16 protein-coding genes and 1 pseudogene are annotated in these 17,023 nt (G+C 37.0%); 2 read left to right on the forward strand and 15 right to left on the reverse strand.

What is annotated here, in order from left to right; all coding sequences use genetic code 11:
* Positions 1 to 175 precede the first annotated feature (175 nt).
* From D3H64_RS01015 to D3H64_RS01040, 6 genes are all read right to left on the reverse strand, one after another.
* The gene (locus D3H64_RS01015) at positions 176 to 1,297 is read right to left on the reverse strand and encodes a M20/M25/M40 family metallo-hydrolase (RefSeq protein ID WP_121563954.1); all 1,122 of its coding nucleotides are present in this window, start codon (positions 1,295 to 1,297) and stop codon (positions 176 to 178) included.
* Between the two features lie 373 nt (positions 1,298 to 1,670).
* Positions 1,671 to 2,318 (reverse strand): tRNA (guanosine(46)-N7)-methyltransferase TrmB, encoded by a 648-nt coding sequence (trmB, locus tag D3H64_RS01020; RefSeq protein WP_121563956.1) that lies wholly within the window; start codon positions 2,316 to 2,318, stop codon positions 1,671 to 1,673.
* Between the two features lie 75 nt (positions 2,319 to 2,393).
* Positions 2,394 to 3,203: a phosphotransferase family protein gene (locus tag D3H64_RS01025; RefSeq protein ID WP_121563958.1), complete on the reverse strand. Its 810-nt coding sequence runs from the start codon at positions 3,201 to 3,203 to the stop codon at positions 2,394 to 2,396.
* A 19-nt stretch (positions 3,204 to 3,222) separates the two neighbouring features.
* Entirely contained in the window at positions 3,223 to 4,278 is a 1,056-nt protein-coding gene (locus D3H64_RS01030; protein WP_121563960.1) for an ABC transporter permease, read from the reverse strand.
* 9 nt (positions 4,279 to 4,287) lie between these two features.
* Entirely contained in the window at positions 4,288 to 4,998 is a 711-nt protein-coding gene (locus tag D3H64_RS01035; protein ID WP_121563962.1) for an ABC transporter ATP-binding protein, read from the reverse strand.
* A 311-nt stretch (positions 4,999 to 5,309) separates the two neighbouring features.
* On the reverse strand, positions 5,310 to 5,909 hold the full coding sequence (locus D3H64_RS01040) for an ATP-binding protein (RefSeq protein ID WP_233554858.1): 600 nt from the start codon (positions 5,907 to 5,909) through the stop codon (positions 5,310 to 5,312).
* A gap of 528 nt (positions 5,910 to 6,437) precedes the next feature.
* Between D3H64_RS01040 and D3H64_RS01045 the strand changes: the two are divergent.
* Positions 6,438 to 6,583: pseudogene (locus D3H64_RS01045) on the forward strand (type II toxin-antitoxin system Phd/YefM family antitoxin); the annotation flags it as partial.
* 119 nt (positions 6,584 to 6,702) lie between these two features.
* Here D3H64_RS01045 and D3H64_RS01050 read toward each other — a convergent pair.
* The 5 genes from D3H64_RS01050 to D3H64_RS01070 form a co-directional block, all read right to left on the reverse strand.
* A complete protein-coding gene (locus D3H64_RS01050) occupies positions 6,703 to 7,260 on the reverse strand; it encodes a type III toxin-antitoxin system ToxN/AbiQ family toxin (protein ID WP_121563964.1) in 558 nt (185 codons plus the stop codon).
* Between the two features lie 425 nt (positions 7,261 to 7,685).
* Entirely contained in the window at positions 7,686 to 8,375 is a 690-nt protein-coding gene (locus D3H64_RS01055; protein ID WP_121563966.1) for a hypothetical protein, read from the reverse strand.
* Entirely contained in the window at positions 8,372 to 8,842 is a 471-nt protein-coding gene (locus D3H64_RS01060; protein ID WP_121563968.1) for a PTS sugar transporter subunit IIA, read from the reverse strand. Before D3H64_RS01060 ends, D3H64_RS01055 begins: the two co-directional genes overlap by 4 nt.
* Positions 8,843 to 8,848: 6 nt before the next feature.
* Positions 8,849 to 9,148, reverse strand: a complete 300-nt coding sequence (locus tag D3H64_RS01065; RefSeq protein WP_121563970.1) for a hypothetical protein — start codon at positions 9,146 to 9,148, stop codon at positions 8,849 to 8,851.
* A gap of 12 nt (positions 9,149 to 9,160) precedes the next feature.
* Positions 9,161 to 10,579 (reverse strand): PTS transporter subunit IIC, encoded by a 1,419-nt coding sequence (locus D3H64_RS01070; RefSeq protein WP_158589186.1) that lies wholly within the window; start codon positions 10,577 to 10,579, stop codon positions 9,161 to 9,163.
* Between the two features lie 205 nt (positions 10,580 to 10,784).
* On the opposite strand from D3H64_RS01070, the gene D3H64_RS01075 reads away from it, so the two are divergent.
* Positions 10,785 to 12,692: a transcription antiterminator gene (locus tag D3H64_RS01075; RefSeq protein WP_121563974.1), complete on the forward strand. Its 1,908-nt coding sequence runs from the start codon at positions 10,785 to 10,787 to the stop codon at positions 12,690 to 12,692.
* 119 nt (positions 12,693 to 12,811) lie between these two features.
* On the opposite strand, the gene D3H64_RS01080 is transcribed toward D3H64_RS01075, so the two are convergent.
* From D3H64_RS01080 to D3H64_RS01095, 4 genes are all read right to left on the reverse strand, one after another.
* Positions 12,812 to 14,137, reverse strand: a complete 1,326-nt coding sequence (locus tag D3H64_RS01080; RefSeq protein WP_121563976.1) for an aminopeptidase C — start codon at positions 14,135 to 14,137, stop codon at positions 12,812 to 12,814.
* A 275-nt stretch (positions 14,138 to 14,412) separates the two neighbouring features.
* The gene (locus D3H64_RS01085) at positions 14,413 to 15,129 is read right to left on the reverse strand and encodes a transaldolase (RefSeq protein WP_370448430.1); all 717 of its coding nucleotides are present in this window, start codon (positions 15,127 to 15,129) and stop codon (positions 14,413 to 14,415) included.
* A 242-nt stretch (positions 15,130 to 15,371) separates the two neighbouring features.
* Entirely contained in the window at positions 15,372 to 16,739 is a 1,368-nt protein-coding gene (locus D3H64_RS01090; protein ID WP_121563978.1) for a PTS ascorbate transporter subunit IIC, read from the reverse strand.
* An 8-nt stretch (positions 16,740 to 16,747) separates the two neighbouring features.
* Positions 16,748 to 17,023, reverse strand: a complete 276-nt coding sequence (locus tag D3H64_RS01095; RefSeq protein WP_121563980.1) for a PTS sugar transporter subunit IIB — start codon at positions 17,021 to 17,023, stop codon at positions 16,748 to 16,750.

The following is a 17,023-nucleotide window of genomic DNA, read 5'->3' on the forward strand; positions in this document are numbered from 1 at the left end:
TGATTTTGACCTTAAGCCAAACTTATCTACTGCCTTATATTTTACTCCTGATAAGTAGAAATAAGCTAAACTTTTTTCATATAAGCTGTAAAAGTAAACTTTTAAATAGGGCAACCTTTTTTCCTACTTTATTGACCGCTTCATATGAAGATTATTAGTATTTCATTTTTACCTACTAGTCTTTTGCCCGAGCTATAGCCGCAAAAAGGGCTAGGCCATAAGGGATTTCATCATCTGGAAAATCAAAATCATCCGAATGCAATTCAGCATAATCTCCATCCCCTAAGAAAAAGAAGGCTCCTTCTATTTCTTTCGTATACCAACCGAAATCTTCAGAAGATCGAATAGGTTCGTCTAATAAGTCATAAGCTAAGCCGGCACTTGAAAATATCTTTCCTAACCGCTTTACTTCACTAATAGAATTCGAGGTATCTGGGAAAGTATCTGTCAGACTATGCTCCAACTTTAAGCCTTCCTCTTTGGCAATGGTTTGAGCTTGCTTTAACATGACTTCAATGAGATGATTCAAATCTTTTGAACGAGCCGCACGTACCGTCAAATTAAGATCCCCTTCTCCTGGACTCACGCCAAAATTATCCTCTCCTACAGCAGTTGAAATAATAGTTGCTAGGATCATATCATCAAATTTTTCCCCAGCGAATTCTACAGGGGAATACCCATGAAACACACTCAATGGTCGCCAAAGTTCCACTAAACGCCCAATAGCATATATTGGATTTTTCCCTTTTTCAGGCTCTGATGCATGCGATTGTTGCCCTTCAAAATGCAACTTTAGCCCACTTGAAGCGCACATTAAGGTACCTGCTTTAAAATGTGCCGTATTTTTAGTTAAATGAGGCCAATTATGCAGACCATATATCCGATCTACTTTAGCTTCTTTTAGCATTTCACAACACTGCTTAGCCCCTACACCGTTTTCTTCCGCATGTTGAAAAAGATACACAATATTCCGACCCAATTTTTCCTTATCCAAGAGCATAGCTAAAGCACATAGGATTGTAGAATGGCCATCATGACCACAGCCATGATGCGCTACAAAGTGGGAATTCACAATAGAATCCATATCCGCTCTAAAAGCAAGCGTCTCTTTTTCCCCTTCATCTTTAACGGCATAAAAATAAGCACCCTTATCTACAATTTTGACAGAAGTATGCTGGCTTAAAAAATGCATTAGCCGTTCCTTCGTTCCTGATTCATGTTCAGATACTTGTGGATTTTCATGCAAGTCATGACGCAAATCTAACAACAAGGTCATTTGCTGATCAGTTAATGTCATCCTTCTCCTCCAAAAGAACGATTTATTCCTAAACTTAGTCGCTCTTTATCTTGATGTAATGGAAAGTAGTCCTCTTCTTTTAAAAAACTGCTCTCTCTCCATTATACGCCTTATATATCTTTTGACTAGTTCTTCTCCAGCCACTACCCATGCGCTTTGAATCGTTTTTTGCATTCACCCTATTAAGGCACATGGCTCTTTGTCACAATTGCTTAATAAAAACTAGTCTGCCCCTTTAAGTTATAAAAAGACAAGAAAAATAGGATAAGCCTCCCTTACAGGATTTGCTTATCCTAATTAATTATACTCTTCAAAAAGAGCACAGAATTTCCCCAAGTTACAAAGAAAGTTTTTTTAGCCCTTTATCTAAAAGCTAATCTTCTCTTTTGAAATGCAATCTGGCTCTATAAATAGGGTGACCCATTTGGCTAAAACGTTCCTCGTATTCTGTTTGAACATTATCAGGGTCATTCAACTCGTGCAAATCAAGAGAAACTTCATCTAAAAGAGCGCCGTAGTGAGAAAAAGATACCAAGGAATATTCAAATAAGCCACGATTATCAGTCTTCAACTGCAATTGCCCATCAGCTTTTAGTACTCTTTCATAACGTCGAAGAAAATTCTCATGGGTCAAGCGACGTTTAGCATGTTTTTTCTTCGGCCAAGGATCGGAAAAATTCAGATAAACTTGATCCACTTCATTTTCTTCAAACAAGCTATCCAAATCTTCTCCATTTGTATGAATCAAGCGGACGTTTGGCAAAGGGTCTTCTAGTAACTTTTCTAAGCCCATTACTATAACACTTTCTTGAACCTCAATCCCAACAAAGTTAATCTCAGGGTAGCGTTTAGCCATCCCCATAACAAATTGGCCTTTCCCCATACCCACTTCAATATGAAGAGGATGATCATTACCAAAGACTTGTTTCCAGAGCCCCTTTTTTTCTGTCGCTTGAGTTAACACCCACTCCGGATGAGCTGCTAACTTATCTTTTGCCCAAGGTTTATGCCTTAGCCTCATGGATCTGTTCTCCTTCCTTGTCTAAGCTACTTGTTTATGCCTATATGCGCTATAAAACGATGGAGCCACCCCAAATTATTGTTCATCGGGATGGCCTAAAATAGATCGTTGCTCGTAAATTTGTTTCATCAATAAAATATGCTTGTTAACAGCAAAAAGTCGCCCTTCAAAATGATTTTGCTTGATCGCTAACATGAGATTGATTAAGGTATACCACTCCACACGATGATAGACGTCATCTGTCAAACGTAACCCATACTGGTCAAACCATTCTTGCCATTGATCTAATGGGATATAACGGGATAGGATATAAGTCATATCGCTAATGGGATCAGCTATACGGACATTTTCCCAGTCGACCAAATATAATTCCCCAGTAGGAGCGTTCAAAAAGTTCTTGTGGTTTAAATCTCCATGACAAACTGTTCGTTCATTGGAGGCAATCAATTCTTGTGTGTCTTCCAAATATTCTAGGACACGATTGAGCCAAGTATGACTCACCAAATCTCTATGCAAGTTTGACTTATATAAGTTAATAAAATGACGTGGTTCATAGGAAGGCCCTTGCACTTGTTCAAGCATATTCAAGAGTTTTTTACTCCCATGTACTTGTTTAAGTAACTGAATAATGGCTTCTTGCCCCATTTCATCAGCTTTCAACGTCCGCCCTTCCAACCATTCTTGGGCAGTTAAAATATCCCCGCTAGTGGACCTTCTCGTCCATATCAACTTAGCCGTGATCCCCTCACTGGACAAAGCTGCCAAGAAGGGGGAAGAATTCTTTTTTAGAAAAATGCGTTGGTCATCCTTTGTCCCCATATAGGCTTGACCTGTATCGCCACCTATTGGATGTAACTGCCAACCAGCATCCATATTGTAATCCATGTGTACCCACCTTAATTTATCAATCTCTTCTCGCCTTCCGTTCGCGATAGGCGCTCAGTCCGTAAAGGCTAAATGCAAATAAAAGGAAGACAACTATCCCAAAGCTAGGGAGGGTCTCCCAATGCGTGACTTTACTTACTATACCGAAAATTCCGGCTTGTAGCAAGATAACCCAAGCAATAATATGATGAAAATCATGTTCTTTTTCCGCTTTACTTGCTCTTTGAACTCTTTCAAGGAAAGTATGCGTTTCAAATTGGAGCAAAGATCCCCATTGTAAAGTCGTCATCAGCAAAAAGATTGCCTGAATAGCTAAAAGAAAAAGTGGAGGTAAATTTCCTATTGAAAGCAAAAGCCCTAAAACAGTTAGCCAAATCCAAGAAGTCAAATATTCACTTGAACGTAAGGCCAAAGCTAATTGCCGTCCCCCATGAACTGTCCTCATCTGTTTTTGACCCCAATGCATAAGAAAATCTAAATAGGCTCGACGCTTCACTTGCCCTAATCTCCGTTCTTTCACTCTGGTAAATTGACTGAAGAATAGCCACCAACGAGCTTGTCGTCTCATTTCTTTTTGATAACTTTGACGAAAGTCTCTTTGAATCATCCAACTAGCTTTTTTCTTTAAGGTCATCAATTTCCCTACTAATATCACTAGCGTCACAAGAGAAAAAAGAAGTCCATAGGCTAGAGGCCAAACTTTCGTCCCTAAGACAACTAAAAGACAAATGAGCCATTTCCCCATCGCTAAATAACTAGCCGAGAGAAAAACTTGACTTAAATACTCTTCAAAAAACTGATAGTTAGTCCTTAGCCAATAACCATCAGCTTCTTCTATATAGAGCGGAAATGACGGCCTCACAGCAAAAAGAAAAGAGGCAATTGCTCCTAGATAAGCTAATAGTTTAACAATTGTCCTGAGTAATTGTGGATCTTTACTCGTTGTATAGGCTAAAGCTCCTAAAAGAAAAGTAAAAAATAAAACGGCATGATCATTAAAGACATATCGCCAATAGTTGAAACAAGCTTTACGAAAGGTCTCTTGTCTCAATCGAAAGATAGTTTTTCCAGACATAGGCAGCTCCTACAAGTCCACTAAGGCAAAATAAGCACTAGCTAAATCAGACTGCCCACTTGCCTTGATCAAGTCTTGGGCGCTTCCTTCTGAAAGGACACGCCCCTCACTCATTACTACAAAACGATCACAATATTTTTCCGCTGTATCCAAGACATGAGTAGACAGCAATAAACTAGCCCCCTGCCTCTTCTTCTCCTCTAAAATATCTAACAAAGTCCGAATACCTAAAGGATCTAACCCCATAAATGGCTCATCAATAACATATAAAGGGCATGACAGGCTTAAAGCTGCCACTAACATCACTTTTTGTTGCATCCCCTTTGAGAAAACTGATGGTAAACGATCTAAATCATGCTGCAAATGAAATTGTTCAGCCAAATCCATGGCTCTAGACCAAGTCGCTTCATCATCTTGCCCATAGGCTTTAAAACACAAGGCTAAGTGTTCTCTAAAAGTAACTTCAGGATAAAGAATCGGACGCTCTGGAATATAGGCGATCTGTTTTAAATAATGAGGATCTGTCGCTTCTAAATTTTCATTCTTAATCCTTCCAGATGTTGGCTTTAATAGTCCCATGATATGCTTAATACAAGTAGATTTCCCTGCCCCATTTAAGCCAATCAAGGCAACAATTTCCCCATTATCGACATGAAAACTTAAATCAAATAAGACATTTTTTCGATAATAGCCTCCTGAAAGTTTCTCAATTTTTAACATGACTTCTCCTCACTCCCTCCAAGACTCTTTTACATTTTTATTTTTTGAATCACTGTATATTTTACCACGAGAAAAGAAAAGATTCACCTGCTCCTCTAAGGTCGTATGTGTTAATGTCAATTAAATCAAGCTACTTTCACTCGAAAGCAGTGAGAAGAATCGAAGCACATTGTAAGTGAGTTATTGAATGCCTATATCATATCAGACTAAGATGTCTTGCCCATTTCTCAAAAAGAGCGAGACCGAAGCCTCGCTCAATTTTTTTGTGGTGATTTTAACATTCATTTACTTTCCAATAGCCTTTTTTCGAACTACCTATATACGCAATTGTTTTTTTCTTCTGTTAGAATTTTTAAGTCTCTCTTTATTGTCCGTTCAGTCACATTCAATTGTTTAGCTAAATCATAGGCAGTAATTATAGAATTCATTTTAATTTCCTCAATAATTTTTGCACGTCTATCATGAGGTTTTAATTTCTTATACTCATTTTGGGTGACATTTTGGACTTCATAATTTAAATTCTTTAAAATTGTTGTGAATGATGATTCTGTTGACTTAAACTTCGGTTTGAATTCTTCTTTATAATTTTCTTCCGCTTCATAAGCTTCGATAATTTTTCTAAGTCCAGATCCTCTTCTTTCCATTAAATCCATTCTGGCAAATACATCTGCAAGTATAGGATTTCTTCTTGATGAAGAAACATCTAGTGGATTTATATCTTGAATAAATGTCCCATCATACATCCCACCAGGAGAGTATATTTCTAATCTGTCGTCATATATATCTACATGGACTTCACTACCAATTACTGAATAATCTCTGTGGATTAATGCATTTACTAAAGCTTCTTGGACTGCTCTTTCAGGATAATCTGGATATTCTATTCGATATAAAGGGCCTTTTTTCCACATCTTTTTTGAATTTCTTTTTACAAAATCTAAACTTGCTTTTAAAAGGTTTGTTTACTTCAAGTCTTTCTTTTTTATCATAAAGATTTGTTTCTCCAAGATAGTCTTTTAAGTCCAAATTATCCCTTCTATCGTTCACATATTGCAATTAATTATACCACATTAAAATATTTTTATTCACATTGCCATGTTTTTTCATAGATTACATAGAGCTAATGAATTGCTATTAACTTTGACATAAAACAAACTAAACTAATGATCTTTAAAGATGATTGGTCAATTATATCAAATCCAATTTTAAGCCCTCGTAAACTCAAATATATACAACATAATAAATAGTTTGAGTTACTAACCCATCCTCTTACTTAATAACATCATCAACGCATTCACTGAAGAGTCAGCTGTAATATGTTTATTTTATTAATAAGAAAAGACTTGACTAACATACAATGACTATACTAAAAACTACTGTTCATTCCTTATCGTAATTAAGATAAAATAATGATATCAAAGCGAAAAAGGAGGGTTAATATGAACATTAGTCCGGTTTCTGATTTAAGAAATAAATTTTCTGATGTAGAATCACAAGTGATGGTCTCTAATGAACCCGTTTTTTTACCAAAAACGGCTATGGAACGATGGTACTAATGTCGATTGAACAATATGAGAAATTAACAGTGGTTCATATAGCTTTCCTCTTGATAGATTAATTTTTGACACTTACATTCTACAAAAGAAAGGCTGTATGGACTTTCTTTATTCGATGTTCAACTTCATTTTACAATCAACCGTTTTTTTACTTCCAATCCAGCATTGCTTTTTCTAACTCTGAAAAATTACAATTTGCTCTTCTGATAACTCCTGTTTCCTTCTGCTTTTGGTATAATTTTTCTACCTTTTTCAAAAGCTTTGTTTTTACCTTAAGACAAAAAGCATATTCTTTTTCAAATAAGTCTTTGTATCTTATGTCCTCAAGCTCATCAAATTCAATTCTTTCATAGCAACCAGTAGGTACAGGTATCATTTTCTTAATATCCAATATAGATAATATGTGCATTTTTTCTTCATCAGAATAATATTTGTAAATATCTCCATTTATAGTAATGCTGTTATCAATTACCTCGTAAATCAGAAAATGCTCATCGGAAACATTCTTCCATCTTTTATGTTTTTCCTTTGCAGAAGAAATTGGAATAAAATAATTATAATTTTCTATCCCAACAATAATTCCAACAAATGGTTTAATACTGTTTCTATACGATGGGTTGTAATAAACTTCTGAATCTATTTGATTTAGATATTCAAGGTAATCGGGATTTACAGTATAAAATCCATATTTAATCGCTTCTGCCATTTCCTTCTCCTAAAAAAAACAGAGAGGTTTTATCCTCTCTGCTCGCTTTAATGCTTCACCTTTGGGATATAGGTAGTGAGACACCTTCTTTAATGCTCCACCTTTAACGGCAGTGGGACACCTTCTTTATTTACTGAAAGTATAACAAATATTTTTAGAAATGTCAAATCTGTAATTTTCTAAGTATGTGTCAACTCATTGTCGGTAATTTTTGAGAAGCGACTTTTTCCCCTAGGGAGGGGACAGAAATCCGCTCGTTGTTACCGTCTTGTTTGAATCAGGGCAAATAGCACTCCTTGCCTATAACAATTGATTAATTTAGGATATATTGAAATAATGAAAAGTAAAGCGAGTATACACCTTGATCAACCAACATATATACTCGCTTTTTCCTTTATGAAGTCTCACAATCTTGGATACATTCGTTAATAACTACTCTTGTTGCTTAAATCAACTTCTGTAATCCATTCTTCGACTTTATTCACATTATCCTCAAATGTCCCTTCTTTGACAAAATCTTTATCGAAAAATGAAGTCCCAATCGTAATAGCACTAATCCCATAGCGAGCCAACTCTTGTATTCTTTCCTTGCTGTTAACACTACCTGCAACGACAATTGGTTTCTGTACTTTTTTTACTAGGGCAGATAACAGAGACTCTTTATCTCCTTCAAAACGATAAATCGCTACAGTTATGCCTGTCACATCCAAGGATGCAATCCGACACGCTTCCTCAACAATATCCTCAACACTCCCTAACAATCTTCTTGGATTCCCCACTAACTCACCAACAAAAGGATAATAGTCTATATTCTCCCCCTTCAAGAGATTGCTTATTTCTTTACTATACGCCCCTCCCAATACCTTATCAAAGCCACATTCAATCGCAAAATGAGCGCTAGCTCTACATTCTTCTTCGCTATCTTTCATCATTTCCAATACAGTTTGCTTATTAGCACTTTTCATTGTTTGAACTAATTCTTTAACCTTTTCTAAAGGAATACCTATATCTTTACATCCCCAATTTTCACAACTAGCGCTCTTATTATCTTCAAAAACTTGTTGCGCATTACTGATCGTTCGATCTTCCTTAACTAACATCGTCAATAACTTCATTTTCCACTTTCTCCTCCTTCATTCAACGCCTTTAAGAAATTATCTTTCGTGTTAGCTTGCTTTAACGCTTTCAAGCTATTCTGATCCATTAATAATTTAGATAAGTCTGCCATCAAAGATAAATGTGCCTTGCTATCTGGAGACGCTACAGCAATAACTAATTCAACTGGATCATTTTCTTCATGGCCAAAATTTATTGACCTTTTCAACTTTACAGCCGCCACTCCAGCGCGTTTAACCCCATTATCACAAGCGGCATGAGGTAAGGCTAAGCCAGGTAGTAAAACAATGTAAGGTCCAAGTTCTTCACAGTTCCTAATCATTGCACTTGTGTAACTAGCATCTGCAGAATCAATATTGGTGAGCAATCGTCCCGCTTCTCTGATAGCATCTTCTCGTGTTGCTGCATCGAAGTCTATACTCACGTTATCTGGCGTAAATAATTTATGTGATTCATCCACTTCCATAACAATTTACCCTCTTAACACACGGTTGATTTCTTCAGTTATTCTATCACTATCTCCTTTAAATAAATCAGTTACGACCACTACTGGTATATTTAAAGAGACGACTTCAGGAGGAACCTGAGCCATTGTCGTTAAAACTAATCGAATATTGCTATAATTTTTGATTTCATGAAAGCCACCTTTGATAATCTCAAAGTTGTATCCATTATCTCTTAAAATATCTTCGACCATCGGATAGACTAAAGTACTTGATACAATGCCTGATCCACAGACTAACATCACTCTTACACGATCAGAATTAGCCATTTTTACCCCTCCTTATTCCTTGCCTTCATGAAGTAATTCTGTCACATATTCACTAGGTCTATTTCTCATCAAATACCATACAATAAAGAATGCTGTTAATATGGCTAAGCCTATGAATAAATCAAGCAATTTATGGGTAACACCAATAAACATAGCTATTTTAAACAAAGCAAAACCAACTGGTGTCGTCCCCACACATAAAGAAGTAAACAACATTCCTTTTGCCCCAGTTACCGCAAAATGAGTAGCTGTTGCCATGGCTACATTGGCAGGTGCCATTTGAGCTCCAATAAGGAAGGACACTGGAATTAATAACAAAGTAGCATTTAGTAAGCCTCTAAAAATATTACCTCTGTTGGTATTAGTTAAAAAGGTGCAGATAAATATAAACAAGCCAGCTACGTCTCCCATTGGCAGGACTTGGTTTCCAGGCAAAACAAAAGCAATGAGAAAGGCTATTGGAGTAGTTAAAAGTCCTATAACGACATGTTCAGGCGCTCCAACTAAAATAGCAGCATCAAGTCCTACATAACATTCTCTCCCCGGCATACGTTTTCTTAGGAATTTTCGAATAGCTTCGGAAAGAGGTGCCATACCTGCAACAACCAATTCAGCCGCTCTAGGAATAAGATACATAAAAAGTGCAACTGTAAAGCCTAATGACAAAGCCTTCCCTAACTGTTCCAAACTTGGTGGCATCGTCATAAAAGCAACGCAACCTACAATAAAGCCGATCACCCATCCAATAAAGATACTTTCCCCGAAAAAGCCAAATTTCCTTTGAATATCTTGGGCATTCCAGTTGATATCTTTGACCACTGGGACGCGATCCCATAATTGATCCAGTAAAAAGCCAATTGGTGCCCAAAGAATTGAATAGGCATGGGTTACCGTTAATCCATCGGTAGGCATATTATAATAAGGCTGAATATATGGATAAACCCAGTCAGCCATTTTCAAGGAAATAAACCAAAAAGCTATACCAACCGCAATGGTTAATAGCCAATTCTTCGAAAGGTAATAGGTTGCACCCATATAAAAAATGAAAATCCAATGGTTGTTAAAATCAACATTTAAGGTTTTAGTTAGCCCAATTGTGACTAAAAGAGCATTACATAAAATCATCAAAGCTATTCCTGCCATACACCAAGGAATTGCAAAAACAATCCCTGATTGAGTCGGCCAACCTAAATCGAGTATAGTAAAGTTTACGCCAAATTTATTGGCTAATTCTCTAGCAGCTGGTTCTAATGCAGAAAAAATTGTGCCAATCAAAACACCCAAAGCTGTAAAACCCACACCCATCTTCAAAGCCCCAGCGAATGACCTTTTAAAAGGTGCACCAAATAGCCCACCTAAAATTAAAGCAAATAAAGGAACAATAAATGCAGCGCCATAACTCACTAACCACTTAAACAGATCCATTAACATGGTATCGTAATCCTCCTTTTTTATTTTGTTTTTATCTGTCCTCAGAATAATTGTTTTTTCCCTTCTCATTCAACTAAGAATTTGCCCTTTAAAAGGGTAATAAATAGGCCTAGGAATTGCCCGAGTAGAGGGCAAATAAACAACTCAAGACTTCTACATTTGTCATTTAGATATTGATATACTTCCATATAGGGAGGGATTAATTATGCTAACTGCAAAACAAATCGAGCTGCTTACATTGCTTCTTAAACAAGAAACTTCAGTAACTGCCTCTTTTCTAGCTCATGAACTCCATATTTCTGTTCGAAGCATAAAAAGCTATGTAGCTAGCATTAACAGCGAAGGTAACAACAAAATCATCGTTTCTTCTAATAAAGGTTACCGTTTAGCGGATAAAAGTATTGCTGAATCATTAATTCATGGCCACTCTACTATTCCCGAAAGTTATATCCAGCGAGCCTATCTCTTGATCCGAAAAATTCTAATTGACCACCAGGAAGTTGATAGTTTTGATTTTTGCCATGAGGTCTTTATCAGTTACTCTACTTTAAAATCAGACCTAGCTAAGTGGAATATCGCCTTCAAAAGATATCATGTCCGATTTGCTACTAAACAATCTAAACTAGTAATTTTAGCGGATGAAACCTCTAAACGAAAGTTACTTTCTAAAATCATCTTTGAAGAAGCTGATCACAAATTATTGGACATTGCTACCCTATATAAACTTTACAGTCAAGAAACAGTTCAACATTTATCTTGCCTATTGAGAAGACATTTCGACCAAAACAAAATCTATATTAATGACTACTCTTTCATGAATATGCTCCTTCATTTATTAATCATTCTTGATAGAGTCAAAAAAGGTTCTTCTTTAAGCTATCATCCTGTAAAAGATACACCACAGCAACAGCAAAATCCTCTAGTTATCAGCTTATGTGAGTCGATTGAAAAACAATTTAAAGTCGATTTTAATGCCAACGAAAAAGAAGAAATTGATCTATTAGCTCGCTCTAATATCAATAGTCATCTCATCAATAGCGATCTTCATTTATCTAAGATCATTGATCAAAATAGTATGTCGCTCACTCAGACCATCGTAAATAATGTTTATAATAATTATGGTATTGATCTATCCAAAAATAGTTTCATCATTCCTTTCAGCTTGCATCTGAACACTTTATATAACAGAATTAAAAGAGGATCATTTAATCCTAATCCACTATTGTCCAATATAAAATTAGAATGCCCCCTTATTTATGAAATAGCGATTTTTGTCTCCCTATTTTTATCCGATGTCTTTAACCAGAAAATTCCAGAAGACGAAATAGCTTTTCTTGCTTTACATATTGGGACAGAACTCGAACGGCAAAAAAGCAATGAGCAAAAACTTAAATGTATTCTTCTCTGCCCAAATTATCTAGATTGGAGAGAACAGCTATACAATAAACTTTTATTTCATTTTGGGAGCGACATCCACATTATTGAAATTGCTAGCCATCTATCCGAAATAACTTCAAAAAAATACGATATTTTGATCACTACTACTCAAATGGATTACATCCATTCCAGTAACATCTATTATCTTTGCCCACTCAATTTTGATGATTATACCGCTGAACTGGCAAAAAAACTTCGAGAACTGAAATTTTCTCTAAAAAAGAAGCAAGTTTTAGCTGAACTATATCATTTATTTAATCCAACCTTATTTTTTGTTGACCCACCAATGGAAAATAAAGTCGATATTATCGAATTCCTTTGCACTCAACTACTAAAGCAAGGGTATGTAAACGAGAGCTATTTTGATCAGGTAATGGAAAGAGAAGACGCTTCGTCTACTGATTTTGACGATTTGGCAGTCCCACACGCGATGAAATGTAACGCCATTAAAACTGTGATTCCTGTTATTATTAGTCATAAAGGGATTATTTGGAAATCCAAACCCGTTCACGTTATCCTTTTACCAACAATAAGCGAATTAGACAAAAAGCATTTTGCTGCCCTTTACGAAGTGATCTTATCTCTTTTTAATCAGCGAAACTTAAAAGAAACGGTTCTTACGATCCATTCGTTCGACGATTTTTATCAATACATCTATTCTCATCTGAATACATGAGTCACGATATGCAAAAAAATCCCCCAAAGTTGGACGACACGGTCTAACTTTGGGGGCAATTGCTTTAGCCTCTACGAAAGGGTCCTTTTAACAAACTATCTTTTTATTTTTAGGATAGACTATTGAACATTGCTCATCAACAAGCAGTATGGATCGTATTTATCTAATTCGATGCTGTCTTGTTCGAAGGCTTTAAGGTATTCTTCGCTCACATATTTTTTGTCGACGATTAATTCGTAAACATATTCATCAAACCATTCATCAGCCATGGAGAAGACACCCTTATTTCCATCTTTATCTCCCCAAGAATTTTCTACCTTCCATTGAGTTGGTTTGCCATCTTTGATATTCACCCCAACGATATTCATGGCATGGTTTGCCATCGATTGACGAGAATCAATGCGGTCAGCCTTGGAGAATTCACCAACTGGAACTAATGTATCTTCAAAGTTGAACATAGCTGTATCCATAATCCCAGATTTGCGTTCGAAGTAGTGATCTACATCAGCCGCATACCAAGCTGTACGTTTGTCTTTGATGGATTTAATCATGGCTTCTTTCATTTCTTCAACTGGCACGTTTAAGCCAATCAAGCCCTTGTCTTCCACCACGTTCTTCACATCAGGGCAAGTGTATACTCGGCCATAAGGATGACGTTCACGAGGGTCATTGATTAGACGAACCATATTGTCATAGAAACCTGCCAAATATTTTTCATAGAAGGATTGAGGAGTTAAATCTTTTTCGATATGGTATTTCTTATCTTTATCCACATATTCGAAATCAAATTTTTGAACAGGTTTGCCAATGCATTTAACAAAGATGTTGTAAACCTTACTCAAACATTCTTCTTTCAAAGCTTGGATGTCTTTATCATCAGCACGACGAATGTCCATAGTGTATTTCTTGATAATTTCTTGAACACGTTGGAACATAGCGCCTGAATCTGAAGAACTAAAGGTTTCCCCCATCGCAGATTTTGGCACAATACCGTACTTTTTAATCAAAGCAGCAAAGTATTCAAAGTAGCCACCATCGCTAGTCTTGTAAGCCAAAGCTCGTTCAACATCACGGCTATTAATGTCTTGATCTTTAGTTGCAATGATGCGTTCTAAATAGGTGTTTGTTTTTTCCATGTTATCGTAAAAATAGAGATAAGTTTCTGATAATTCAAACTCCTCTAACTTCAAATCAGCAATGATTTTTGGGCGTGCCATATTCAAAGCCGCAAACATCCAACAACGGCCTGTGTGTTTTTGATTGGTGATATTTTTATGATCGATTTCATCACTGAAAATAAATTTATGCTTGTTGATGGCTAATTGGCTCTTACTAGCTTCTCGAACCCCAACGTTAGAAATGGCATTGGCGATCAATTCATTTGTTTTGTTGCTGTCATAAGCTTTTTCAAATTGATCGTATAAAGATTGGGTTAATTCTCCCATGTCCTCACATTCCTTTCTTTTCTGATGAGCTGAATAACTACCTTCAAACAGCCCGATTAGCGTTTTCATACCGTCTCGATTATATAATGAGAAAGGTTACGATTTCAAGTTATCTTAACTATTTTCCTCTTCTGCTATAGTTCTTTAACTTAATAAATAGTCTGTCCATTCTTCTTTTCTCAAAACTTCCTTGGCTTAGCCTTCTTTTAATAGCCTCCATTCAAAAAACTCCTTAGCCAATCTCATCAGCTAAGGAGTAGTTTGTTCTACATGAACTATAAAATGGAAAATCCGAGGGCTGTGCTATCCTTTAAGAACATTTGAACCGTTTCTTTAGAGTATTCCGTTAAATCTTTTCCTTTGAGACTACGGAATTTTTTTATAATGGCTGGCGTGCAGGTAATAATATCCACACCAAGCTCATTAGCTTGATAAATATTCAATACTTCTCTTGGGCTTGCCCATAGCAATTGACAGCCTTTCTTTTCTCTACAAATCGCTAGACATTCTTTCATCAAAGGAAGAGGATCAACACCTGTATCCGCCACACGGCCCGCAAAAACAGAAACAATACTCTCTACCCCATCTGTTAAATGATCAACCACTGTCCTCACCTGTTCTGGCGTAAATATAGCCGTCACATTCAGTTTAACGCCTTCTGAGGAGAGTTCTTTTAACAAAGGCGCAGTAGATTCGCCCTTTGAATTGGTCACTGGAATCTTGACATACACATTTTGAGCCAAGCGAGAGAGAACGAGTGCTTCTTCTTTCATCCCCTCTAAATCATCTTTGAACACTTCAAATGAAACAGGATAATCCGTAATTTTAGCCAGAACTTCCTTGGCAAATGCTGTATAAGAAGTCACACCTGCTTTCTTCATCAAACTAGGATTAGTTGTAAAGCCGGTGACTTCTCCATAAGACAAGGTCTCCAACATATCGTCTACATTCGCACCGTCTGAGTAAATAGCTGTTTTAATTTCCGTCATTATTAGACTTCCCTCCATTGACTTCAAATGCACTGATGCTTTCCCCTCTTTGTAGAGGCAACTTTTTTTAATAGCTAGATCCTCTGGTAGAGGCAACTTTTTCAAATAGATACACCCACTAATAGAGGCAACTTTTTTAATAGCTAGATCCTCTAGTAGAGGCAACTTTATAAGGAGTTAACCCTCTAGCAGAGCTAACTTTATAAGAGATCAACCCTCTAATAGGAGCAACTTCTTTAAGGAACTTACTCTTCGCTAATGTTATTAATAGCCCCTGTTCCTTTTGATAAGAAACTTGGTAGAGCTAAGATAATCACTAAGGCTAAAACAAAGACATAAACCCCAAGTGTCCCTAAGTTATTCCCTAAGTTCCCTAAAACAATCCCAAGAATACCAAAGTCCATATCCCCGAAAGTGGTATTGGCAAAACCTAAGTTCCCTAATACTGGCATCAGCCATGCAGGAATAAAGGCTAACAAGAGGCCATTCACAAACGATCCAAGAATTGCCCCTCTTGTCCCACCAGTCGAGTTAGCGTAAATCCCCGCTGTTGCACCGCAGAAGAAATGTGGCACGAGTCCAGGGATAATTAATACCCCACCAGTAAGGCCAAGAATCAACATCCCAATAACGCCACCTAAGAAGGAGAAGGCAAAGCCAAGAATAACGGCTGTAGGCGCATATGGGAAGAAAACAGCGCAGTCAACGGCTGGAACAGAGTTTGGAATCAAGCGAGTGGCAATCCCTTCAAAGGCTGGGATCAAGTCAGCTAAAATCATCCGAACCCCTGCATAGACTACTGCAACCCCAACGGCGAATTGCAAACCTGCCATAATAGCAAATAGATAAGGATTCTTCCCTCCGGATAGAGTAGACACAAAATCTCCACCAGCAACAATAGCAGCAAGCAAATAGAAGAATACCATAGTAATAGCTGTAGAAATCGTTGTGTTTCTTAAGAAGGACCATTTTTCTGGAATTTCAAAATCTTCGGTACTCTTGCTCCCCTTGCCGACCAAAGAACCAATAAAGGCGGCAAAGTAATAGCCCAAACTTCCGAAGTGTCCCATAGCCAATTCGTCTCCGTCTGTTACCTTTAGGGTGTATTTTTGCCCAATAGCTGGAGAAATTGCTGACCAAGCCCCTAAAATGAAACCACCAATCAAAATCATGCTCATGCCTTTGAAATGAATGGCCCCTAAAACGGCGGACAATAAGCAAGCCATAAAGAAGGAGTGGTGTCCAGTTAAGAAAATGTATTTATAACGCGTAAAACGAGCAATTAATAAGTTAAAGATCAGACCAACCAATAAAATAGACATCGTTTCAACGCCAAGCATTTTTTGAGCAACAGAAGTTACCGCCTCATTATTAGGAACAACCCCTGTAATATGGAAACCTGCTTCAATCATTTTGGCCAAAGGATCCAAATTAGATACAATGACTCCGGCACCAGCTGACAGCATCAAATAGCCTAGGATAGGTCCCAAAGTTCCTGTCATAATTTTATGCGGTTTTTCTTTCAAAGCCACTAAACCAGCGCAAGCAATCAATCCCAGTAAGATCGAGGGTTCACTTAACATATCTTTGATTAAATCAAGTATAGCCATGATATTTCCTCCTATTTCATCTGTTCAAGAAATGGTATTAAATCTGCTTCAATTTTTTTGCGATTGGTATAACTTTTAACAATACATACCTTTGTACCTTCTGGGAAAATATCCTTAAATTCTTTCACAGTAACGTAAACATCAGCATGTTGTCCTACTGCAGCGTTAGAATCACAAGAAGATACTTCCACATTGGTCATGCCCATGTCTTTGGTGATAGCTTCCACTTTCATTTTCAAAAGTAAACTCGAGCCAATGCCATTCCCACAAACTGTTACAATTTTCAT

The organism is Atopobacter sp. AH10 (genome assembly GCF_003664595.1).
Taxonomy (GTDB): Bacteria; Bacillota; Bacilli; order Lactobacillales; family Aerococcaceae; genus Atopobacter.